Source organism: Acetobacterium sp. K1/6, from assembly GCF_034438075.1.
GTDB lineage: Bacteria > Bacillota > Clostridia > Eubacteriales > Eubacteriaceae > Acetobacterium > Acetobacterium carbinolicum.
The window spans coordinates 78,116-101,770 of sequence record NZ_JAXQGA010000005.1; the positions used below are offsets into that span (position 1 = coordinate 78,116).

Below are 23,655 nucleotides of genomic sequence, written 5' to 3' on the forward strand. Positions count from 1 at the left end.
AAAGGTTCATACTCGCCAGTTATTTAGTCAATTAATCACTATGGCCGAGGATGTCAAAGGTGTCCTCGGCAATAATCTGTTCTTCGTTGGCACTGACTACCAGGATCTGAACGGCAGTATCTGTCGTACTAATCACCCCTTCACCCGATAGATCCCGATTTTTTTGTGGGTCCAACGCGATCCCCATAAATTCAAGCCCAGTGCAGACGGCTTCCCGGATATACCAGGCATTTTCCCCGACGCCACCAGAAAAGAGCAGCAGATCGAGACCGCCCATTTCAGCCGCATACGCCCCAATATATTTTCGGAAGCGGTGACAGACAGTGGCAATGGTATCGATGGCCCGCTGGTTTCCATTTAAAGAGGCCTCATATATTTCGCGCATATCATTTCCCATCCCGGATAAGCCCAGCCAGCCGCTCTTTTTGTTAATCAGGGTGTCGGCATCACTCAAGGTCAGATTCTCCTTCTTCATCAAATAAAGTAATGCGGCAGCATCCATATCGCCTGCTCGGGTAGATTGGATCAAGCCTTCCTGCGGTGTGAAGCCAGTACTCACATCGATTGATTTTCCATAGTAAACCGCATTGGCGGTGGTTCCGCTGCCTAGCATCATGTTGACAATTCGATAGGCTTCATAACCATTTGGCAGAAATTTTTGCGCCTGGGCAACCATGCTCCGAAAAGCGATCCCATGAAACCCATAGCGCCGAATTTTATGTTTTTCAGTGAGCTCCAGAGGTAGGGCGTACAAATAGGCATGGCGGGGCAGGGTCATGTGAAAACCATTATCAAAAGCTGCGATTTGGGGAATGTCGGGCAGCAGTTTGGCACAGGCATCAATACCAGCCAGGTGATGGGGGTTGTGTAGCGGCGCCAGTTCTTTAATGCTTTCGATATAATCAATGATGGCTGGCGTAATGAGAAGGGAATCGTTGCATTGTTCACCGCCCTGAACTATCCGATGACCGATGGCAGCGAGATCAGTGAGAACAAATCCTAATGACTTTTCCCTGATTGTTAAGGTGCTTAGAATTAGATTGATACCGCTTTTGTGATCGTAAATAGGTAATGTTTCCAGGATTTGGACATGATCTTTGATTTGTAATTTGAATGCTGCATCAGAGTAGCCGATCTTGCTGATGGACCCTTTAACCAGAACCTGATATTCTGGCATTCGACAAATCTGAAATTTCACCGAAGAACTTCCACAATTCAATACAAGAATAATCATGGGTATAACCCCCTTATATATTTTATACAGCTGTTATACCCCAATTAGTGATGTTAATCCACTCATTTTTTGCTAAAAAAATGGTTAAAAATAATAAAAAAAGCATCCCGTGTTATAAGGATGCTTTTGTGTTATTTTCAGACCAGTCCGTCTTCCATAGCCAGGGTGACGGGTTCTTTTTTACTGGCTTGTAGTTTTCGGTAGGTGACGATGTACATGGAAACCGCCAGGATAATCGAAAAGACGTCTGCCAGAGGTTGGGCCCAGATGACGCCCTGGAGTTGAAATAGAGCCGATCCGATAATTAGAATCGGGATAAACGCCAATCCCTGTCGGCTAACTGTCAGAATTAGGGAAGGTATGGCTTTACCCAGCGACTGATATACCGTGGTGACAATAAACTGGAGGCCAAGAAAGGGACTGACCAGCATTTGGATCACCAGGATATAAGCTCCGATTTCAACAACGGCCGGATCATTGATGAAAAAAGAAACTATTTCAGTATTGAAAATCATCGTGACGACCATGACCACAGCTCCCATGATCATCCCAATAACCGCAGCAAATTTAATCGCATCGTTCATTCGTTTGTAATTTTGTTGAGCATAATTATAGCCGATAAAGGGTTGTATACCCATGGCAAGACCCAGCGCCAACATGACCACGATCGAAAAGACCCGGCTGGAAACGCCAAAAGCGGCAATGACAATATCTCCATAAGATGATGCAAAATTATTCAGAATCATCATCGAAAAACTCATCAGAATATTATTGATCGAGGCTGGAAGTCCAATGGCAAAGGTGTTTTTGGCGATGGCACCTTCCATTCGGAAATCACCAGGAGCTATAGACAATACATCACTATGTTTAAAGATATAATAAATAAAATAAATAACCGCGCAGGCATTTCCAATTATTGTCGCCCAGGCAGCCCCGACAACGCCCATATTCAGAGATAAAATCATAATCGGATCCAGAATGATATTAATGACGGTCCCGATCATCATCCCAATCATTGACTCTTTGGCCGCGCCGACCGAACGGACAATCTGGGCCAGAGAATTCTGCAGACAGATGGCAACTGCTCCATAGGCGATAATTGTCAGATATCCTTTGGCAAAGCCAATGGTGTTATCGCTCGCGCCAGCAATTCTAAGAACGGGATCCATAAACAAAAGGAAAGCTGCCATTCCAATTAAACCCAGGGTAATTGAACCGTAAAAACTAAAGGCAGAAGTGTGTTTAATATCACTAATTTTACGTTCTCCCAAAAGTCGGGAGATATAGGATCCACCACCGATGCCAAAAATATTACCAAAGGCCATCAGCAAGAAAAAAATTGGCATGGTCAGAGAGACAGCTGCAACTTGATTGGCATCTCCGGTTTGTCCTACAAAAAAAGTGTCAGCCATGTTGTAGATAATAGTCACCAGCATACTCAGCATGGTGGGTATGGCTAGTGTTAATACCGCTTTAGGAATAGGGTACTTTTCAAATAAATCGTTCTTCATAAAATAATTCCTTTCGTTGAATCACAGTGATCTAGATCACCGTAAATTTTAGTGCTTGTGTGTCAGGTCGTTAATTTGACTTTAGTCCTGATCAGCAGTGGGGGTGGTGATGTTTTTTAGGACCTGAATCAGGAGCTCTTCCAGCAGGTCTAAATGCTCGGCGGAAATCCCCCTGAGGGTATCGGTTTCCAGGCGGGTGATTTCTTTACACACCAGTGGCTCCAAAGCTTGTCCTTTTTTGGTCAGCTCCAGATAATTAATTCGTCGATCCTGGGGATCTAGTCGTCTCAGGATGAAATCTTTTTCAACCAGTCGCTTAACAATGCCAGTAACCGTGGGTCCTTTAAGAAGGAAGGCTTCTTCGATCATCTTCTGGTTAATTTCCTGATCCTGATTGTGCAGCAGGTACATAACTACGGAAAACTGGGATGAGGTCAGATCCCATTGCTTCAAAGATTGATTGAATCGCATTTCCATAATGTTGCTCAATTGTTTCACTGATCGTCCAAAATTAAAGGTTTCTCGTCTCATCATTTCTCCAATACTTAGCATGCTATCTATTTTATCTAAAGAATTTTTAATTGTCAAGTCAACTTTTGTAAGAATCGTTTTCAGAAATATTACGGTCTATATTATCTTTAAGATAAAAAATACTTCGTTGATAATATCGCGGTTATGCCAATTAAACCAGCTTGACAATCCCCCGGGTCGACGTGGTAAAATAAAACAATAAAATTACATATCTTTGGCGAAAAAATAAATTATGCAAACAAGTACCAGGAGTGAGAGGGAATTATCAATGGAAAGAAAATACGCGTTTTCTTGGGATCTGCTGGGTGATATTGAAAAAGGACGTCCGAACTTGGGCAACACCACCCGGATTGAGGTATATCGACTGATGCAATTCACATTCAGAGATATCATCGAAAAACATGTTGGCAAAGAAGAAACTGATAAAATATTTTATGAAGCCGGACAGCTGGCAGGAAGCGCATTCTATCAGCATATGATTACGAAAACCGATGATCTCAATAATTTTGTCAATCAATTAAAAGCGGTTCTGAGAGAGCTCGGCATGGGCATTCTCCGAGTCGAACAAGCGGATATGGAAAAAGGTGAATTAATTTTGACAGTTTCCGAAGATCTGGATTGTTCCGGATTGCCTGAGCAAGGTTATGAAATTTGCACCTATGATGAAGGTTTTATTTCGGCCCTGCTGGAAAATTATTCTGGCAAACCCTTCATTGTCAAAGAGATTGATTGCTGGTGTACCGGGGATCGAACCTGCCGTTTTAGTGCCAGAGCAGTCAATCAATAGTGGGGAAATAAACCCGAATTTATGGCTGCTCGACAATAATTGTTTGACATTTAAAAAATCCAATAACCTGACAGCCTTAACAGAAGGGAGCTAACAAAACAGATATGATCAGTAAAGACGCAAGCTCAATTTTAGAGTACTTTAAAGCCGCGCTTAATGACCTTCGGGTCGAAGCGGTTCCTCCTGAAAATATCTGTAGTGATGATACCTTCTTAGAGGTTGATCAAACCATTAAAACAATCAGAGCCGCATCGGCAGAATTGGGAAACGGGAATCTGTCACATGATATAAAAGGTAAGGGATATGTAGTGGGGGGCAATTAAAAATCTGCAGGCCTCCCTACGGAACCTGACCTGGATAACAAAAACGATTGCCTCGGGGGATTTTTCTCAGCGGGTTCATTTTCTAGGCGACTTTTCGGATGCCTTCAACAGAATGGCAGAAAAACTGGAGTCTTCTATCCGTGAATTGGAAGAAGCGCGCTCCCATTTTGAAATGGTATTTCAGGCGATCCCGGATGCAACCATAATTACAAAAATCGACGATGGCACTTTGATGGCATATAACCACGCCTTTATGGAAGCCACTAAATTTACCGATGAAGATTTAACAGTCGGTTCATTTAATATCTGTGATCTTTATAGTGATCATAGTCAACGTGAATCCTTCATAAAGAAACTTGAAACGGATGGTTTTGTTGAAAATCTGGAGTTCTCTTTTTATGGAAAAGACAATGAAGAACATATTGGCCTGATATCATCAAAAAAAATTTTCATTGATAGTATTCCCCATACCCTCAGCGTGATCCGTGATATTACTGAGCTCAAAGCAATAGAAGCAAAACTGCAGCAGAGTGAAGAACGCCATCGACTGCTGGCTGACAATGCCGCGGATGTTATCTGGACCATGGATCTGGAAGGGCGTTTCACTTATATTAGCCCATCAGTGGAAAAGCTCCGAGGGTACACGGTTGAAGAGGTCATGACCCAGTCTCAAGAAGAAGTCCTGTGCCCGGGATCTCTGATTCAGATGCATGAGGGTCTGGCGAGAGCGGTTGAGTCTGTTGAGAAGAACCTGCCTTTTCAAGTGTTTCGGGGAGAGCTGGAACAACCTTGTAAAGATGGTTCAACGGTTTGGACTGAGGCTACGGTATCTGGTATCTACAATGAAGATGGTCGATTTATTGGTATGTTAGGGGTAAGTCGGGATATTAGTGAAAGGAAGCTGATGGAAAAAGAAATCCGGCGACTGTCCATCACTGATAAGCTGACACAAAGTTTTAATCGCTTAAAACTGGATGAAACCCTGGAACAACAATTTGAATGGTCAAAAACCAGCTTATCGCCGTTTGCCATTATCATCTTGGATGTTGATCATTTCAAGCTGGTCAATGATACCTATGGTCATCAGGTCGGGGACCGGGTCCTGATTGAATTGGTAGCAGTCCTAAATGAAAATGTCCGCAACCGGGATGTAGTGGGGCGTTGGGGTGGTGAAGAGTTTCTAATCATTCTGCCGGATACGCATGTCACTGAGGCCGTGGTGTTGGCTGAGCATTTGCGTAAAGCGGTTGAGAAGTATCCCTTTACAACGGCTGGTCAGGTAACGATCAGTCTCGGAGTTTCGGCGTTTAAAACGGACAGTTCTCCGGAAACGATTGTTTCCCAGGCTGATACGGCCTTATATCAGGCTAAGGAAAACGGTCGTAATCGGGTTGAAGTGATGTAGCTAGGTTATCTGGTATGTCAAACTTCAGGAATTGGATTATTCAGCAAATAAATAAAAAATCCCATCACTATCAAAATCGATGATGATGGGATTTTGTCGAAATAGGGTTTTTAAAAATTTAATCAGCTATTAAAGTTGAGGAGTGTTAGGATCCCGCCGGCCCTGTTTTAAGACAAACACCATATAGAAGATGGCAGCAGCGGCACCAATTGCATAGGAAAGGATATAACTGTTGGGGTCAATGCCAATAATAGGGCCAAGTCGGGGTTCAAGACCCAGACCGATGGGGGCATGACAAATATAACTGATCACGATAAAGGTGTAAAACATTCCCGGGATCAGGGCAATCCAGACAAATTTTTGCTTGCTCATCAAATAGACTGCTGCCATCGCCAATGCGAAAATGGCCACAAACTGATTGGTAAAACCAAAATACTGCCAGAGCAGGTTAAAACCATTGGGAGCGGTTTTGGCAAACACGAGAATGACGATTGCAGGGATAAAGATGATCTGGGTGGTTAGTAAGCGTTTTTTAAGGTTGGTCTGATCGATGTTGAAGGTTTCTGCCATCATCAGCCGCAATGAACGAAAAGCGGTATCCCCGGAAGTAATTGGCAATACAATGACCCCAAGGATAGCAAAATAGGCACCGATCGGTCCCAAAAATTGTTGCGAGATCAGGCTGACCATGGCGGTCGCTCCGGTAGTTAAATCGACACCCTGATTAAAGAGAATCATCGCTCCGGCTGCCCAGCACATGGCGATAAATCCTTCCACAATCATCATATTGTAAAAGGTCCCGCGACCCTCTTTTTCTTTGCTCATCGTCCGCGAAATAAGGGTCGATTGCGTACCATGGAAACCGGAAAGGATCCCGCAGGCGACCGTGATAAAGAAGACCGGAACAAATTTCTGACCGAGGGGGTGCTGGGGTAATGTTTCCCAGGACAGGTTTACGAGATTAACCCCACCATTTTTTAAAACCCCGATAAAAATTCCAATTGCTGAGAGAATTAAAAAGGCACCAAAAATCGGATAGACCCGGCCGATTATCTTATCGATCGGGAAAAAAGCAGCAATTATATAATACACGAAGATACCACCATAAACGATCCAGACGGTTAAGCTCTGGGGGCTGGCATCTTGCTTTAGGATATCTTTGGTAATCAGATCGCCAGGAGTATAGATAAAAACGTCGCCGACTAGAAAAAGCAGTAACCATAACACCAGGGTATAAAAGCGCTTAATCTTGGTACCCAGATACTGGCCAATCATCCGGGGCATTTGAGCACCACCGTTTCGGATCGAGATCATTCCGTTAAGATAATCATGAGCCGCGCCGGCTAGCACGCAGCCGATTGGGATGGTAATAAACGCCAGCGGACCAAATAGAATTCCCTGAATTGGTCCCAGTACCGGCCCGGTACCGGCAATATTCAGCAACTCGATTAACTGGTTTTTCCATTTGGGCATAACGACAAAATCGACGCCATCGGCCTGACTAATGGCTGGGGTTGCCCGATCATCTGGGGCAAATACCCGATCTATTAGCTTGCCGTAGAAAAAACCGCCCAGAATTAGAATAAATAGTCCGATAATAAATGTAATCATTATGCCTCCTTTGTGGTGGATCGTGCTTTTATAAGACAAAAAAGCCTTGATCACAATCGCTGATTGATTTTATCATTGCTTAAAACAGGTGTCAATGCAGATCCGGAAGCCCCGATTATTTTTGAGTTCATAACTATTAAGATGGAGTAATAACTGATAATTATCATTGCGCCTAAGAAAATTGCAGTGTAAAATTTAACTATCTGAAACGATACCGGGAAATTGATTACAAAACTTGTGGTCTTTTTAAATATCGATACATAATGGAATGGAGAATAGTGATGGAACTTATCGGCAATTTAAACATTACCGAGAATGATGTGATTACAATTACTGGAGGTGGCGGGAAAACCTCGCTGATGTTTGAAATCAGCAAAGAACTAGCTGCCAGAGAGGTACACCATGTGATGACGACAACCGCAAAAATTTGTATTGCCGATGTGCCCGAGCAACAGTGTCTGATCCGCGAAAAACTGGCGGAGGTGATTGAAGCAATCGCGAAAGACCCTAAACGGGAATGGATTATTGGCAAAGAAAGGGTGAATGGACAGAAAATTTCAGGCTTTTCCGAAACAGAGCTGATCACTTTAAAAGAGGCGATCGTGCCGTTAGTTATCATTAACGAAGGAGACGGGTCAAAACGAAAGCCTTATAAATTCTATAACGACTACGAGCCATCAATTCCGAAAATTACTACCAAGCTGATTCACGTCATGGGAGCCGAGATTCTATTTAAAAAAATTGACGAAGCGACCTTTCATCGATCAGAATTGTTTGGAAATGATCAAATTATTTTTGATGAAGACGTTTTACAGCAGACGCTTGAGAATTTTATTCACAATAAACTAAACAATACCCTGGATAAAAATGCTACCCGGATTCTTTTTATCAACAAAGCTGAAGGAGAAAACCTGAAAAATGCCCAGATCATCGCAAAAATCGGGGCAAGCTTGTTTGACTATTGTCTGCTGGGTTCCCTCAAAGAGGGTTGGATTGAGCAAGCTAAATAAACATCGAGCAAAAACTTTGTTGTCGCGCCAACAAACCGGCGGCGAAGCCCGTGGCAGAAATTAAATAAATGAAGGAGCTAATATGAAAATAAAATTTACCGCAATTGTTTTATCGGTACTCTGCGTGGTTACGCTGGGGGGCTGTGCCGGGACAACCACTAGCACTAGTAGTGACGCTGTCGCTTCAAAAGAGGAAACCCTCTTCCAGGCATCAACCATTAATTCCCTGCTGGCCGGGAATTACGATGGTTTTATGAGCTTTGGCGAATTGAAGCAGCATGGAGATGTCGGAATTGGTACCTTTGATGCCTTAGACGGCGAGCTGGTGATGATTGAGAACACAATCTACAAGGTCAAAGCCAGCGGCGAAGTGGTGGAAGTCCCGGATACCGATACGACCCCCTTTGCCGCCGTCACTTATTTTAATGAGGATGTGACTAAATCATTAGAAAAAACCGCCAGTCTGGACGCCCTCGAACAGGAACTGGACAAACTGATGACCGATCCGGCGTCCTTTTATGTGTTCCGGATTGATGGCACCTTCAACACCGTTAAAGCCCGTTCGGTTCCCAGTCAGCAAAAACCTTATTCGGTTCTTTCCGAGGCTGTGAAAAATCAATCCATCTTTGACTATCAAAAGATTTCCGGAACCCTGGTGGGCTTGTGGTGCCCGGAAGACATCGGCGACTTAAATGTGAAAGGCTATCATTTTCATTTTATTTCTGATGACCGCAGCAAAGGCGGGCATCTGCTGGATGTCAGCTTCGACAGCGCCAAGGCCTTTATGGATCAGACCGACGGTTTTTTCATGACGCTGTCTCCAACCAGTCCAGAAGGAACTGTTGACGATGCGGAATCTGCCATCGATGCGGTGGAAAAATAACCAGTTTCCAATGAATTTGTTAAGGTTAAATTACCGTACCGATTAATTGTTAATCTGTTGTCCGCCCCGATGCGTAGGGTCTGACCCCTTGGTCACAACATGATGTAACAATTTCCGGTACTGGGTTATTTTTTATTTGATTCGACACTCATGGGAGTGTCTTTTTTGTGTTCGAGATTCAAAAGTGCACAACAGAGCCGGGTGATGCCCATGGAGATTTCGGCAAAGCTTAAATGCGCATAACCGAGAAGGATATCGCTGGTGTAGGCCGCCTTATTTCCAAAAACATAGTTTGCAATCGGATAGACCCGGACTTGCTGAGAATTGATGTGATTGATCAGCGTGTCATCAAAAACAACACCGTTAAAATGAACGACCATGTGAAGACCAGCGGCATGACCTTTTATTTCGAAATCATTAGGATAGCAGCGGGATAGTTCAGCAATCAGGTGCTGTCTTTTTTTTGTATAGATTTTTTTCATCTTCCAGATATGCTTTTCCAGCTCGCCATTTTCAATAAACTCGGACAAAGCGTATTGGGTAAAGGCTTCACTATGGACATCTGAATATTTTTTTAGTTCCAGATAGGGTTCAATGAGTTTATCCGGGAGAATAAGATAACCCAGACGAATGGCCGGGGTGAGGATTTTACTCAAGGTCCCAAGATAGATAACCCGGTCAGGATTTAGCTCATAGAGTGATGACACCGGTTGTCCTTCAAAGCGGAACTCGCTGTCATAGTCATCTTCAAGCAGATAAGCATCATGTGCAATGGCATACTGGATAAGTTTCTGACGGCGTTGGATCGGGAGGATGCCACCGAGAGGGTATTGATGGGAGGGGGTCGTATAGATAAAAGCTGGGGATAAAAAAGGGGTGATTAAATCTGTCACCATGCCACGGTCATCGACCGGAATTCCAATTAGACTTAGTTTTGAGCGCTCAATAATTTTTCGCAATCCGGGATGGGTAGGGTCTTCAATCAGTACAGATTGCTGCTGATCATGAAATAAAGCTGATATCAGCGCAAGGCCCTGTGTTGCACCAGAAACAATCACAATGTTGTCCGGTTGACAATGGAGTCCTCGGGTTCGCAGCAAATAATCGGCAATCGTCCGGCGCAATTTAAGCACACCAGCACAGGGATGATAATAAAAAGCCGTTTCGGATATCTGATCAAAGCTGCGCTGGTAGGCTTTCTTCCACTGTCGCAATGGGAACAGTGACGAATCAATAACGCCGGACTGGAAATCAATGACCATGGTTTCTGGTTCTTTTTTTAGTGTAACGGATAAATCATGTTTTTTATCAGGCTTTTTAAGAGGGATAAAAAAAATATCAATACCGCCGGAGACCACCGTACCGGAGCCATGATTTCCTTGTAAGTAGCCCTCGGCAATCAATTGATTGTAGGCATCCAGAACGGTACTTCGGGATATCCCCAGATTCATGGCCAGTTTTCTGGTTGATGGCAGCTTCTCATCTGCGGCAAGCTGGCCGTCTAAAATCAGGTGTTTGATCTGATTATAGAGCTGCCGTATCAAGGGCGTGTTACTATTTTTGTCGATATTAATCCACATCGTGCTCCTCCTAAAGTGGTTTGCAAAAAAAACGTTTAAGTGGTTCTTTACAAACCACATCTATCAGGTAAGATTTTATCATAAGTATATCGATTAGAAAAGAGGGTTATTATGCGGAAAAAACTTAGAGCCTATATGGATTTAACATTGGCGATGTTTATCGCCGGCAGCGCGGTTGTGGTAAGTAAAATGATGGTGACAAGTGTTCCGGTATTCTTGGCCACTGAATTGGGGATCCTGATTGGTTTGATTTTTTTGTTGATCGTCACCTTTGTTATCAAAAAAGAGCACCATCAGTTGGATATAAAAACTGTTGGCGTTCTGTTGGGTCAGGCTCTGGCTGGGATTGTCCTCTACCGGGTCTTCATTTTCTGGGGATTGCAGCTGACATCCGCCGCCAACAGCGGCTTGATTTCAAGCTCGGGACCAGCCATTGTTGTGATTCTGGCATTCTTTTTACTAAAAGAGACCATCTCAAAAAACAACGCGATCGGGCTGGCTTTGGTCATTGTCGGTTTGTTATGCATCAATCTTTACACGTATTTTAAAGAAGGGGCTCTTGACAGTTCGGTATTGGGGAATTTTCTGATTTTGATCGCAGTGATTGGCGAAGGATTATTTTCGGTGCTCAGTAAAATAAAGTGCATCCGAATGTCCCCGGTGTACCGGACGACACTTGTGGCGGCGATGGCATTTATCTGCTTATTACCCTTTGCGATTCATGATGCCTGGGACTTTCCATTTGCAAAAATGTCGCTACAAACTATTTTGTGTATTTGTTATTATGGTGTCTTTGTTTCATTTATTTCTTATGTCCTGTGGTTTCAAGGGATTGAAAAGGTAACGGCCAGTAACGCGGCCATCTTCACCAGTGTAGTTCCGGTCAGTAGTATTATCTTGGCCGCTATCCTGCTTAATGAAAAAATACAGCTCAGTCATTTGCTGGGGATGAGTCTGATTGTGTGCGGCATTCTCATTGCAACAAAAAAGTCTCCAGTCATTCATACAGAAATTAATTGCAAAAAGATAAAAAAATAAAGACTAAAAGTATCGAAATAGAATGATAAAAAAAGAGCAACACTGAGAAGCGTTGCTCTTTTGCCACTAACGGGCAGTTTTTGAAACGGCAATAATGCTTAAGGTCAGGGCTGCGGCTCCCAGTAAAAGGGCAACCATGCTGGATACAAAAGCGGCTACTTTCATCGAACTACCTCCTTATTTGTTTTTTTCAATTGGCTTCAATCTTCGTCATAAAAACCGCTCATGGAGTAATCTTCAAGCGCTTCCAATAAAAAGACCAGACTCCCGGTCATACTTTCGGCGGTGGTTACGACAATTTCTTTTTCTTCTTCAGTCAGCTCCATGAATTCTTCTTCAAGATCACATAGGCGCTTAATTAGAAATAATAATTCTGTTTTCATAGTTCTCCTGTCCACTGTCTATTCTAACTATAATACTATCGGCTTATCTCAAAAATTGCAAGAAAAATTGTGTTTAAATCATCTAATTGAATTTTTTTAACGGTAGTGATGGCCAAGTTGGTGACGATTTTCTGTAATTATCATCGCATAACTGATATAATGGTTTTATCGCAAACAAAGGAGAAAACGCAATGAGTAAAACAAAATGGCCAGGATCCGTGTTGCTGGCACCGGTTCCTCCAGTCCTGGTAACTTGTGGCGAGGACGCGTTAGCAAATATCTTAACCGTGGGATGGACTGGGATTCTCAATACCAAACCGCCAATGACTTATATTTCACTACGGCCCAGCCGTTTATCCTACGAGATTATCACAAAAACCCGGGAGTTCACTATCAATCTGTCCACAGTGGAGCTGGTGAAAGCAGTCGATTTCTGTGGGGTGCGCTCTGGCCGGGAGATGAATAAATTCGAATTGCTGGCGCTGGCGTCAGTTCCCGGTGATATGGTGAAGTGTCCGATGCTGGTAGCCAGTCCCTTGAGTATGGAATGTCGGGTCAAAGAAATTATCCCACTGGGTACTCATGATCTGTTTATGGCCGAGATTCTAGCAGTTCATGTGGCTGACACTCTAATTGACGCCAACGGTAAACTTCATTTGGATCAAGCCAATCTATTAGCCTACGTTCATGGCGAATACTTTGGGCTGGGAGAGAAGGTTGGCAGCTTCGGGTATTCGATCCGCAAAAAGAAAAAGAAGAAACGGCCTGTTCAGCAAAAATAAAGCAAAAACGATGGGGAATAAATCCATCGTTTTTCTTTTGGAAATAATTAATGACAAGACAGTTATAGCTTGGTAATCCAGCCTTCCGGACCGGCCAGATCGCCGAGTTGGATGGCGGTGAGGGTATCGTAGAGTTTTTTGGTTACTGGGCCCACTTCGGATTCGCTGTAAAAAATGTGTAGCCGGTTGTGATGAAAAATACCGCCGATGGGGGTTATCACGGCTGCGGTACCACAGGCGCCAGCTTCGGTAAACTGATCAAGCTCATCAATAAAAACATCTTCTTCCGAGACTGCCATTCCCAAAACATGTTCAGCCAGATAAAGCAGGGAATATTTGGTGATGCTGGGTAAGATGGAGGGGGAAGCGGGGGTGACAAAACGGTTGTCTTTGGTGATGCCAAAGAAATTGGCGGCTCCGACTTCTTCAATTTTGGTGTGGGTAGTGGGATCCAGATAAATGCAATCCGCATAGCCTTTTTCAACGGCAATTTGGTGAGCCAGCATCGAGGCCGCATAGTTGCCACCAACCTTTTGTTGGCCGGTGCCGTTACTGGCAGCCCGATCATAGTCGGAGACCATAAAATTAACCGGCGTTAGGCCACCCTTGAAATAAGCACCCACCGGCATACAAAAAACTGTGAAGATATATTCATTGGCCGGTTTGACCGCCACGCTGTTGCCTACCCCAATCATCATCGGACGGATATATAGCGAACCGCCGGTGCCGTAAGGCGGAATATAGGCTTCATTGGCCTTGACTACATCCACACATGCTTTGATAAACGTTTCTTCAGAAATTGTTGGCATTAATAGCCGATCGCAGGAATCCTGTAGTCGCCGGGCATTCTGGTCAATCCTGAATAACTGGATGTCCCCGTTTTTCGTCCGATAGGCTTTCAGTCCTTCAAAGCATTGCTGCCCGTAGTGCAAACAGGGGGCAGCTTCGCCCAGGTGCAGGACATTGTCCTCGGTCAGAGTTCCGCCATCCCATTGATCATCTTTCCAGAAAGACAGATATCGATAATCTGTTTTTATATAGTCAAATCCCAATTGATCCCAATTAATTGCTGCTTTTTTAGTCATTTTAACTCCTTTTTAAATATTTGTTCTGAGGCCCTAAACAAAGGACATCACCAGTCCCATAATGCAGCCCAATAATCCACCCAACCAGACAATTGCGCTTAGTTCTTTGTGCATGATTTCCAGGATCATTTTTTCAAAAGTCAGGACATCATAGCCGTTTATCTGATCTTCGACCAGTTTTGATAAGTTTAGGGCATTAATTAGACTGCCAATGTTTTTTTCAATTAGCTGATGATAGCTCGATATAATCCAGGTGACAAATTCCGGAATGCGGTCTTCATATTCGTTATAAAGATCACATAGTCGCTTGCCTAAAAGATTATTACCTTCTTTTTCAATGATATTACCCAGGATGCCCTCTCCTTTTTCGACCACCATTCGTTCAATAATTTCAGACATTTTGACCTTGGCAGAACTGATCAAGTTTCCATTGATCAACATGGCAAACATTGAGCCCTGTAGATTGCTGACAATTTCAGTGACTGCTATTTCAGATAATAGCGGTCCCAACTCCATTTTTACCATTCGCTCGTAAGAAAAATCGACAATTTTCGTGCTGACCTCAGTGATAATTTGCTCACCACGCTGATCGCCGGAAAACGAGTAAAACAGCTCCCGTAGGGTTTCTTCGCTGGTGCTTTTTTTAGCGATCAGTCCATTGACGGCATTAGCAATCTTATCATCCACTTCTTTGGACAATAAGCCGTTTTTTATCACGTTCTCATTTAGTAGGTTGTTGGCAACCACATTCCCCAATGATTTGGCGATTCTAGGTTTTTCTTTGGGAATTAAACCCGGGGTAAAGGGTAAGGTCAGCCCGAAAACCTTGATGGCTTCTAATGGGCGAAAAAGCATCCGTATGGCGATGCCGTTGGTAATCAGTCCGATAATGCCTCCCAGTATCGGTCCAATAAAAAATGATAAATTCATGGTTTCCTCCTGTTGAAACTTCTGGTTAGTAGCTATTTGTATATTTTAATCTTTTTAAAACAAGCTGTCCAGTAGAATGATAAAAACCAGTAATCGTTATAGCGATTACTGGTTTTTATTATTGTGTTTACTTTAGCTAGCTGATACAATAAAGCAAGGAAATTTTAGGAAGAAGAGGAAAATGATGAAAAATGAGAATTTAAAACGCTGGATTTATCTGGCGGTAGCGACCATTATGCTAATGTTTCTGGGATTACTGTATGCCTGGTCAATTTTTAGAGCACCACTGAACAAGGTCTTTGAAAGTTGGACAGTTACGGACTTATCACTTAATTTCACCATTTCAATTATCTTTTTTTGTATTGGCGGTTTTGTTAGTGGTCAATTAACCCGATTCATTAAAAGCCAAACCATTGTGTTAATGGTAGCGGCGATGCTATTTATTGGTTTTTTTGGTGTTTCGAAAATTGATCCGACCCAACCGGGTCAAAGTTTAATCCTTTTGTATGTTTTTTATGGTGTGCTTTGCGGAACCGGCGTCGGTATGGGATACAATTCAATTATCAGTGCTGTAGTGCCCTGGTTTTCTGAGAAAGCCGGTTTAGCTTCAGGAATTTTATTAATGGGTTTTGGTCTGGGGGGGCTGATTCTCGGTACTCTGATCAGCTCGTTAGTCGGGAGTGTTGGCGTATTGGAAACTTTCTTCTATCTGGCGATCATGGGAGCGATAGTCATGGCTTTAGGATCGTTCTTTATTAAGAAACCTGAAATGGCTGCGAAAAAAGCGGCCACTGCTCAGGGTGAAGCAAGTCAGAAGAAAGAGTATTCGGCTGGGGAAATGTTAAAGACCGGCGTTTTCTGGACATACTTTTTCTGGGGAATCATGATTACCGCATCAGGATTGCTAATTATTGGCAGTGCGGCAACTATCGCGATGGCCTTTGGGGCGCCGGCCCAATTGGGTTTGCTGGTTTCTGTTTTTAATGGCGGCGGCCGGGTTGTCATAGGCAGCTTGTTTGATAAAGTTGGCAGAGGGAAAGCTATGGCAACCAATACCATTCTCTTACTGGTTGCTGGTGTTTTTTTATTGTTTGGAGCAACAATGAATAACGTCATCTTCATCTTCATCGGTCTTTTATCGGTGGGAGTCACCTATGGTGGTGTGCCCGCTTTATCCTCGGTTGTTATTAATTCAAGCTTTGGTTCAAAAAATTATCCCTTGAATTTTAGCTTGTCCAACTTTTTATTGGTACCAGCAGCAATTATTGGACCAATGATATCTAGCTATCTACTGCAAAGCTCAGGCGGTAGTTACAGTTCAACATTTATCGTCATTATTGGTTTCGCAGCCATCGCTTTGGTGTTGAATCATATTTTAGGGATTCAAAGTAAAAAACTGAACCAGGCTGCAATTATTGCAATTGTCGAAAATTAAGATGATTCAATAAATTTTGGGGGGCAATTAAAACCGAATTAAGAAAGTTTTGCTATAATTTGTCAAAAGATAAGTAAATAAAGATGAGTAAATTTGGAGGGCTATTTTATGGAACTGAAGGATAAAATTTTAGCTTTTATGGAGCAGCATGGATCACCGATGACAGCGGGAGAAGTTGAAAAAGCCTTGAAAGTCGATCGAAAAGAAGTTGACAAAGCCTTTAAACTGCTAAAAAAAGAAGAAGCCATTGTATCCCCGGTGCGATGCAAATGGGAACCAGCCAAAAAATAACCGAAAGAAAGGGAAACCTTTCTTTTTTTTCGAGGTAATATGGCTTTTATGGGTTCTATTCGATATACTGTTAGTATGAAAAAAAATTGCTGGGGGAGAGCCTCCGGCACTAATAAAAGAAGGACTGGAAAAGATGAAACATTTTATTGAATTTAAAGATGTCCATAAGCGCTATCATATGGGGGAAGTGACCATCAATGCCGCCAATGGGATCGATTTTTTTATTGACGAAGGCGAATTTGCGGTGGTAGTAGGCCCCAGTGGGGCCGGAAAAACGACTGTCCTTAATATTTTGGGTGGGATGGATAACTGCGATGAGGGCCAGGTCATTGTCGGTGAAAAAGATGTGGCAACCTTGAATCGCCGGGAGCTGGCGGAATATCGACGTTATGACACTGGTTTTGTTTTTCAGTTTTATAATCTTATTCAAAATCTGACTGCCGTTGAAAATGTCGAGTTGGCGACCCAAATCTGTCATGATCCGATGGACGCAGAAACCGTATTAAAGAGTGTTGGATTGGAAGAACGGCTGGGAAACTTTCCATCACAGCTTTCCGGAGGCGAGCAGCAGCGAGTGGCTATTGCCAGAGCGTTGGCTAAGCGACCGAAGCTTCTGCTTTGTGACGAACCCACCGGAGCTTTGGATTATAATACGGGGAAAAATATTTTAAAACTACTCCAGGAAACCAGCCGCAAAGAAAATATGACAGTAATTCTGATCACCCACAATCAGGCCATTACTCCCATGGCCGACAAGGTCATTATTATGAAAAATGGTCAGGTTCAGAAAAGTTATCTCAATGAGAAACCCTTATCGGTTGACGAGATTGAGTGGTAACCGTCTCGAAACGCTCAGGAGAACGCTTGCTCTTGATGGTTTTGTGCTGATAAAGACTCTGGGGCAGGGACGGTTTGGTAGCTGCTATCTGATGTCCCGAGATACAAAGCACTATGTTTTAAAAATCTTTAATCCCAATGATGTCAAGCGCCGTAAAGAAAAACTGGCCCGAGAAAGCAAATTTCTGAAAAAAATTGACCATCCGGCTATTCCCAAATTGAATCAACTTCTTGATCGGGATGGTTTCTATGGACTGGTGATGGAAAAAATGCCAGGACAGTCACTCGAAGACCTATTAGAGTGGGATTACATTTTTAACAAAAAAGAAATTACAGCGATCATGGAGCAATTAATTGCTGTGATGGATTATCTGTCGGGGCTGCATATCACTCATCGGGACATCAAAACCGATAATCTTTTATGGACTGGTGATCTGCTGTCACTCATTGATTTTGGCTCGGCCAGTTGTGATCCCAAATTTCGCCGCCGCTTTAATCCTGATTTCTGGGGAATCGGTGATGTTTTTCTGCGGTTGGCATCAAACTGTGACGAAATGAGCGTCGGAGCTAGTGGCTTTTCCATTTCCCAGTTAAATTTAGACAAAGAACAACAACGTGTCATCAAACGTTTGCTCTGCATTGAAAAGCCCTATCAGGATTTTCAGGTGTTAAAGGAAGATTTTGGGCGTGTCTGGATAAATAAAGGAGAGTGATACAGGATGCATTTAAAGTTAGAATACTTTGAGGAACTCTGGTTATCCGATAACCAGAAAAAAGAGCCATCGGTGGAATTGTGGGACATTCGGGCAGAAGAATACAACCTTTCGTTATCGACCGAGGAGGCTCAGTTAAATCGAAAAAAGAAGGTTCAGACATTGATTGATAAGGGTATTATCAATAGTGAATCAACGGTATTGGATATTGGCTGTGGATCAGGACATTTGGCGGTTGAACTAGCGAAAAAGACAAAAAAAGTAGTTGGTCTGGATTTCTCTGAAAATATGCTACACTTTGCCAACGAAAATGCCACCGCTGCAGGCCTGAAAAACACGGAATTTGTTCATTCGGATTGGGATAGCTTTCAATGCATGAAACCCTTTGATCTGGTTGTAGCGAGTATGTCCCCGGCCATTCATGGGCCGGCTCATCTTTATAAACTGATGGATTGCTCCCGAGGCTATTGCTATTTGTCCGCATTTGTGGAACGACACAGCAACCTGAAAGAAAAACTATACACGTTAGCCGATCAAAACTATCTTCGTCAGTTTAATAAGCTGAACTATATTTTTAACATTTTATGGACGAAGGGCATTTTTCCGGAACTGACTTACGAAACTGGCATTCATAAACGGTTCTTTTCTTTAGAAAAAGCCAAGGAGATTTATACGCGAGAACTGTCAGTGTTGGAAAGCCCGGAGCAAATCAGCCGGATCCATCAATACCTGGAGAAAATCGCTGAAAAGGATATGATTACGGAATCATTACAGCAACGAAAAGGCGTCCTAATCTGGAAAAAATTCTGAATAAAAAAATGCCCGCCATGCTTATTTGTAGAATGACGGACATTTGAAGTTACCAGGATTAATCTGGGGTAGAGTAATTTAGCCGATTGATTCTGGATTTGGATATACGATGGAATACTATTAGCGACACAATCAGAAGTCCAATCGAAGTTATCCAGGTTAATATAAGATTTCCGTAAGTTAAACCGGCAACCAGATAACCAACAAAGCTGCAAGCGGCCACCACGATAGCATAAAGCATCTGAGTTGATACATGCTGAATATGGTCGCAACCAGCTCCCGTTGAAGATAAAATGGTGGTATCCGAAATGGGCGAACAATGGTCGCCAAATACTGAGCCGGCAAGAGTTGCCGACAAGGTTACGACCATCAATTCCGGTGAGGTATATTGAGAAATCATAACCACGATGGGTATAAAGATACCGAAGGTGCCCCAGGCGGTGCCAATGGAAAAGGACAGCAATGCTGACACCAGAAAAATCATGGCCGGGATCAACCCCACCGGGATATTGCTTGCTTTGACCAGTTCCCCAATAAAGAGGCCGGTTCCCAGCAGATCCTGACACAGAGCACCGATAGTCCAGGCCAAAGTCAGAATGATATAGGCGGGCACCATGGTTTTAATCCCTTCACCGATACCACCCATAAAGGTTTTAAAATCGATAAGTTTACGGGGAATAAAGAGTAAGAAGGTCACCACTAGCGCCCAAAAAGCGCCCATTACCAGTGCGGCAGAAGCATCACAATTGCCAAAGGCGGCGGACAATGTTAAACCTTCGCCGGACCAGTAGCCACCGTTCTGAAGCATCGATAGAACTGAAAAGATTATCAGGGCGCCAATCGGAATAATCAGGTCCCAGATCGTACCCTTACCATCCATTAGAACTTTTTCTTCCAGCTCAGTATCCAGAGCTCCCAGGTCTCCGGTTTCAAGCGCCTGCTTTTCAACTCGGGCCATCGGTCCGAAATCCAGGTTGGTTATCGAAAGAATGATGACCATCAAAATACTTAAAAGAGCATAGAGATTATAAGGAATCGTCGACATAAAAGCGCTCAGTTCATTCTGAAAGGCCCCAGTTTCATAAAGAGTCGATCCGACTGCCGCTGCCCAACTAGAAATCGGGGCAATGATACAAATTGGAGCCGCAGTGGAATCGATGATATAAGCGAGTTTGGCCCGAGGAATCTGGTATTTATCGGTGACCGGTTTCATTACGGTACCTACAGTCAGACAATTAAAGTAATCATCGACAAATATAATGACCCCTAAGGCACTGGTGGCCAGCTGGGCACTGCGTCTCGATTTAAGCTTAGTTGTGGCCCAATTGCCATAGGCTCTTGATCCTCCGGCGATGGTCACCACATAAACCAGGGCGCCCAGCAGCCCCAAAAATAGGATAATGTTGAATTTACCTGGATCACCCACGGTTTCGGCCATTAAACCAAAGGCAACCGTTCCCATTTCAACAAGACCCCCACCACTACTGACAACATAGATCAGAGTTCCAGATAAGATTCCGATAAGCAGAGCAGAGATGACTTCTTTAGTAATCAACGCCAGGACAATGGCAATGATTGGAGGAATGATGGATAAAATGCCCACATCTACTGTTTCTAACAATTCGTTTCTCCTTTCACGAATAAGAATTCGTTTTTTGCGTTATTCATTGAACACAAGGCCCATTTAATTCCGCAAAAGTTCGATATAAAATTACAAACATTGTGTAGTCTATCACAATTGGTATTGTTTATCAAATGCACTTTTCTGAATGATGTTCAGAATTAAATTGAGGCAATGAATATTTATTCTGATGCGGGGACTATACAAGCCAGTAAGAATCATGTAAGATTAGGTGTGCTAAAATTAGACTAACGTTTAAAAATTATAAATATGAGGAAATGAATGAATAATTATATTGAAAAAAATATTTTACCCTTGGTAACAAAACCGATCACTTATCTTGGCAATGAGGTGAATTCTGTCCATAAGACCCCAGATCAAGAGATGATTCGCTTTGCTTTTGCCTTCCCAGATACCTATGAGGTGGGAATGTCCCATTTAGGCATGAAAATTCTTTATGGATTACTTAACGAAGAAAAGGACATCTGGTGTGAACGGGTATTTGCACCCTGGGTGGATATGGAAGAACAATTGCGGCTACATGATCTGCCCTTATATGGGTTGGAATCGATGATGCCTTTAAACGAATACGATTTTGTGGGATTTACCCTTCAATATGAAATGAGCTTCAGTAATATTTTAAATATGCTTGAATTGGGGAAGATCACCATGAGAAGCACCCAGCGAAAAGAAGATGAACCCTTTGTGATCGCGGGAGGTCCCTGTGCCTATAATCCCGAACCGCTGTCAGACTTTATTGACATTTTTGTCATCGGTGAGGGAGAAGAGGTGATCTTAAGAATTATGGCTGCTCACCGTGAGTGGAAAAAAGTCGGCGGCAACCGTCAGGACTTTTTAAAAATGGCAGCGGCGATTGAAGGGGTTTATGTCCCGGCTTTTTATGCGGTCAGCTATGATGAAATGTCTGGGGTGATTACTGCCTTCACCCCCATTGCAGAAGAAGTGCCAGCGACGATCCGCAAACAATTTATCGAAGACCTGGATCAAGCTTACTTCCCGGATAAAATTGTGGTTTCCTATACGGAAACCGTTCATGATCGCATCAGTTACGAAATTTTCAGAGGTTGTGGACGGGGTTGCCGCTTTTGCCAGGCTGGGATGATCTATCGTCCCACCCGTGAGAAAACCGTACCAACGATCCAATCAAAAATTAAAGCTCTAATCGCATCTACTGGCTACGATGAAGCTTCGTTGTCATCTCTTAGCACGGGTGATTACAGTGAAATTGAAACCTTGATTAAAAACCTGGTCTGTGATGCTGAAGTTGGTAAGGTTAGTATTACCCTGCCATCTCTACGCATTGATTCCTTAAGCATTGAGATGCTGGAAGAGATTCAAAAAGTCAGGAAAGCCGGATTGACTCTGGCACCGGAAGCTGGTACGCAGCGGATGCGCGACGTTATCAATAAGGGCGTGACCGAAGAAAACCTGATGGATACGGTTAGAACTGCCTTTGAGAAGGGGTGGGGACATGTCAAACTCTACTTTATGATTGGTTTGCCGGGAGAAACCCTTGCCGATATCAAAGGCATTGCCGATCTGGGACAAAAAGTCGTGAATGAGTACTATAAAATTGATCGTGAGTCCCGGAATAAAAGTGTGAAGGTTGTTCTCAGCGCTTCTTCTTTTGTACCGAAACCATTCACGCCTTTCCAGTGGATGGGACAGAATACCCCGGAAGAATTTATGAACAAGCAGCGTCATTTAAAAGCCAGCATTAAAGAACGAAAGATTTCCTACAGCTGGCACGATAGTGGGGTTAGCTTTCTGGAAGCTGTTTTTGCCCGGGGTGACCGTCGATTGGGTCTGGTGCTGGAAAAAGCCCATCAAAAAGGCTGCCGGTTTGATGGCTGGGGAGAATACTTTGATCTGGAAAAGTGGACCGAAGCCTTTGCTGAAGCAGGAATTGATCCGAATTTCTATGCCTTGCGAAATCGAGACTTTGACGAAATCCTACCATGGGATTTTATTGATACAGGGGTCACTAAGAAATTTTTAAAAGCCGAGGCACAAAAAGCGGAAGCTGCGTTAACGACGCCCTTCTGCCCCGAAAGCTGCTCGAATTGTGGAATTATGGAGTTCAAGAAAGGATGGAAATGCAATGGTTAAAATTCAATATCAATTTAAGCGAACTACACCCCTGCGTTTTTTATCCCATTTAGATCAGCAGCGCCTGTTTCAACGGGCTTTTCGTCGGGCCAATATTCCTGTTGAATACTCCCAGGGATTCAATCCTCATCCTAAAATGTCATTCGCACTGGCTATGTCCGTGGGCTTGACAAGTGATGGTGAGTTTGGTGAAGTGATGGTATCAAAGAACATTGATGTAGAAACATTTATCAGCCGCATGAACCAGGTTTTGCCCAATGGCCTGGAAATCATCACTGCAAAAATCTGCGACGAAGGGGTCAGATCCCTGTCGGCATCGCTTTGTAAAAGCATCTATCGGATTCGCATCAAAGTCGTGCCTGAAACTGATTTAAGAGAATTGTCTGAATCCATCCGTTCTTATCTTGAACGGTCTCAGATTTTTATGCAAAAAAGAAATAAAAAAGGGAAGTTTGTTGATAAAGATATACGACCATTTATCGAATCGATCGCAGTTTTTGCTGATTCTGAAAAAGACAAGGTGAATGTCAAGATGACCTTGATTTATATCGAGCAACAAAGTGTTAAGCCAGAACATGTTCTAGAGAGTGTAAATAATCAAAATAGCACGGTCTTTCTAATTGATCCCACGATCGAGGTTCATCGTGAAGAACTCATAATTAAAGCTGATGCTTAAGGTTTACAAAAGGAATAAAACGTTTACAAAAAAAGACTTTACATTTAAA

The 23,655-nt window shown here is 43.2% G+C and carries 23 protein-coding genes; 14 read left to right on the top strand and 9 right to left on the bottom strand.

What is annotated here, in order from left to right; genetic code table 11:
- Positions 1-31 precede the first annotated feature (31 nt).
- The 3 genes from U2P91_RS05865 to U2P91_RS05875 form a co-directional block, all read right to left on the bottom strand.
- The gene (locus U2P91_RS05865) at positions 32-1,234 is read right to left on the bottom strand and encodes an acetate/propionate family kinase (protein ID WP_111886851.1); all 1,203 of its coding nucleotides are present in this window, start codon (positions 1,232-1,234) and stop codon (positions 32-34) included.
- A 137-nt stretch (positions 1,235-1,371) separates the two neighbouring features.
- Entirely contained in the window at positions 1,372-2,745 is a 1,374-nt protein-coding gene (locus U2P91_RS05870; protein ID WP_111886852.1) for an MATE family efflux transporter, read from the bottom strand.
- Between the two features lie 81 nt (positions 2,746-2,826).
- On the bottom strand, positions 2,827-3,276 hold the full coding sequence (locus U2P91_RS05875; RefSeq protein ID WP_322519266.1) for a MarR family winged helix-turn-helix transcriptional regulator: 450 nt from the start codon (positions 3,274-3,276) through the stop codon (positions 2,827-2,829).
- A 268-nt stretch (positions 3,277-3,544) separates the two neighbouring features.
- Between U2P91_RS05875 and U2P91_RS05880 the strand changes: the two genes are divergently transcribed.
- From U2P91_RS05880 to U2P91_RS05890, 3 genes are all read left to right on the top strand, one after another.
- A complete protein-coding gene (locus U2P91_RS05880) occupies positions 3,545-4,063 on the top strand; it encodes a V4R domain-containing protein (RefSeq protein WP_111886854.1) in 519 nt (172 codons plus the stop codon).
- Between the two features lie 104 nt (positions 4,064-4,167).
- Positions 4,168-4,386 carry a hypothetical protein gene (locus U2P91_RS05885; RefSeq protein WP_111886855.1) on the top strand — a complete coding sequence of 73 codons (219 nt, stop codon included), beginning with the start codon at positions 4,168-4,170 and terminating at the stop codon, positions 4,384-4,386.
- 112 nt (positions 4,387-4,498) lie between these two features.
- A complete protein-coding gene (locus tag U2P91_RS05890) occupies positions 4,499-5,791 on the top strand; it encodes a diguanylate cyclase (protein ID WP_111886856.1) in 1,293 nt (430 codons plus the stop codon).
- A 129-nt stretch (positions 5,792-5,920) separates the two neighbouring features.
- On the opposite strand, the gene U2P91_RS05895 is transcribed toward U2P91_RS05890, so the two are convergent.
- A complete protein-coding gene (locus U2P91_RS05895) occupies positions 5,921-7,402 on the bottom strand; it encodes a carbon starvation protein A (protein ID WP_111886857.1) in 1,482 nt (493 codons plus the stop codon).
- A 281-nt stretch (positions 7,403-7,683) separates the two neighbouring features.
- On the opposite strand from U2P91_RS05895, the gene yqeC reads away from it, so the two are divergent.
- The gene (yqeC, locus tag U2P91_RS05900) at positions 7,684-8,412 is read left to right on the top strand and encodes a selenium cofactor biosynthesis protein YqeC (RefSeq protein WP_162624389.1); all 729 of its coding nucleotides are present in this window, start codon (positions 7,684-7,686) and stop codon (positions 8,410-8,412) included.
- An 82-nt stretch (positions 8,413-8,494) separates the two neighbouring features.
- On the top strand, positions 8,495-9,295 hold the full coding sequence (budA, locus tag U2P91_RS05905; RefSeq protein ID WP_111886859.1) for an acetolactate decarboxylase: 801 nt from the start codon (positions 8,495-8,497) through the stop codon (positions 9,293-9,295).
- Positions 9,296-9,420: 125 nt separating this feature from the next.
- Here the strand turns inward: budA and U2P91_RS05910 are convergent, their stop codons facing one another.
- Positions 9,421-10,875 carry a PLP-dependent aminotransferase family protein gene (locus U2P91_RS05910; protein ID WP_111886860.1) on the bottom strand — a complete coding sequence of 485 codons (1,455 nt, stop codon included), beginning with the start codon at positions 10,873-10,875 and terminating at the stop codon, positions 9,421-9,423.
- A gap of 111 nt (positions 10,876-10,986) precedes the next feature.
- Here U2P91_RS05910 and U2P91_RS05915 point away from each other — a divergent pair, with 111 nt between their 5' ends.
- Complete coding sequence (locus U2P91_RS05915) at positions 10,987-11,913, top strand: DMT family transporter (RefSeq protein WP_111886861.1); 927 nt, start codon at positions 10,987-10,989, stop codon at positions 11,911-11,913.
- 200 nt (positions 11,914-12,113) lie between these two features.
- Here U2P91_RS05915 and U2P91_RS05920 read toward each other — a convergent pair whose 3' ends face one another.
- Positions 12,114-12,296, bottom strand: a complete 183-nt coding sequence (locus U2P91_RS05920) for a hypothetical protein (protein ID WP_026393241.1) — start codon at positions 12,294-12,296, stop codon at positions 12,114-12,116.
- 191 nt (positions 12,297-12,487) lie between these two features.
- Here U2P91_RS05920 and U2P91_RS05925 point away from each other — a divergent pair, with 191 nt between their 5' ends.
- The gene (locus U2P91_RS05925; RefSeq protein WP_111886862.1) at positions 12,488-13,078 is read left to right on the top strand and encodes a flavin reductase family protein; all 591 of its coding nucleotides are present in this window, start codon (positions 12,488-12,490) and stop codon (positions 13,076-13,078) included.
- A gap of 62 nt (positions 13,079-13,140) precedes the next feature.
- Here U2P91_RS05925 and U2P91_RS05930 read toward each other — a convergent pair whose 3' ends face one another.
- On the bottom strand, positions 13,141-14,163 hold the full coding sequence (locus U2P91_RS05930; RefSeq protein ID WP_111886863.1) for a branched-chain amino acid aminotransferase: 1,023 nt from the start codon (positions 14,161-14,163) through the stop codon (positions 13,141-13,143).
- 33 nt (positions 14,164-14,196) lie between these two features.
- Positions 14,197-15,093 (bottom strand): DUF445 domain-containing protein, encoded by an 897-nt coding sequence (locus U2P91_RS05935; RefSeq protein WP_111886864.1) that lies wholly within the window; start codon positions 15,091-15,093, stop codon positions 14,197-14,199.
- A gap of 181 nt (positions 15,094-15,274) precedes the next feature.
- Here U2P91_RS05935 and U2P91_RS05940 point away from each other — a divergent pair, with 181 nt between their 5' ends.
- The 5 genes from U2P91_RS05940 (at position 15,275) to U2P91_RS05960 (ending at position 19,179) form a co-directional block, all read left to right on the top strand.
- Positions 15,275-16,528, top strand: coding sequence for an MFS transporter (locus U2P91_RS05940; RefSeq protein ID WP_242988581.1), 1,254 nt, complete (start codon positions 15,275-15,277; stop codon positions 16,526-16,528).
- A 108-nt stretch (positions 16,529-16,636) separates the two neighbouring features.
- Positions 16,637-16,819, top strand: a complete 183-nt coding sequence (locus U2P91_RS05945; RefSeq protein ID WP_111886866.1) for a transcriptional regulator — start codon at positions 16,637-16,639, stop codon at positions 16,817-16,819.
- Between the two features lie 133 nt (positions 16,820-16,952).
- Positions 16,953-17,657, top strand: a complete 705-nt coding sequence (locus U2P91_RS05950; protein WP_111886867.1) for an ABC transporter ATP-binding protein — start codon at positions 16,953-16,955, stop codon at positions 17,655-17,657.
- Positions 17,638-18,369 (top strand): protein kinase family protein, encoded by a 732-nt coding sequence (locus tag U2P91_RS05955; RefSeq protein ID WP_322519267.1) that lies wholly within the window; start codon positions 17,638-17,640, stop codon positions 18,367-18,369. The genes U2P91_RS05950 and U2P91_RS05955 overlap by 20 nt, the downstream gene beginning before the upstream one ends.
- A 6-nt stretch (positions 18,370-18,375) precedes the next feature.
- Positions 18,376-19,179 (top strand): SAM-dependent methyltransferase, encoded by an 804-nt coding sequence (locus U2P91_RS05960; protein ID WP_111886869.1) that lies wholly within the window; start codon positions 18,376-18,378, stop codon positions 19,177-19,179.
- A 58-nt stretch (positions 19,180-19,237) separates the two neighbouring features.
- On the opposite strand, the gene U2P91_RS05965 is transcribed toward U2P91_RS05960, so the two are convergent.
- The gene (locus tag U2P91_RS05965) at positions 19,238-20,800 is read right to left on the bottom strand and encodes a Na+/H+ antiporter NhaC family protein (protein ID WP_111886870.1); all 1,563 of its coding nucleotides are present in this window, start codon (positions 20,798-20,800) and stop codon (positions 19,238-19,240) included.
- Between the two features lie 282 nt (positions 20,801-21,082).
- Here U2P91_RS05965 and U2P91_RS05970 point away from each other — a divergent pair, with 282 nt between their 5' ends.
- Both U2P91_RS05970 and U2P91_RS05975 read left to right on the top strand, forming a co-directional pair.
- Entirely contained in the window at positions 21,083-22,930 is a 1,848-nt protein-coding gene (locus U2P91_RS05970) for a TIGR03960 family B12-binding radical SAM protein (protein ID WP_111886871.1), read from the top strand.
- Complete coding sequence (locus tag U2P91_RS05975; RefSeq protein ID WP_111886872.1) at positions 22,923-23,606, top strand: TIGR03936 family radical SAM-associated protein; 684 nt, start codon at positions 22,923-22,925, stop codon at positions 23,604-23,606. The genes U2P91_RS05970 and U2P91_RS05975 overlap by 8 nt, the downstream gene beginning before the upstream one ends.
- The last annotated feature ends 49 nt before the right edge of the window (positions 23,607-23,655 follow it).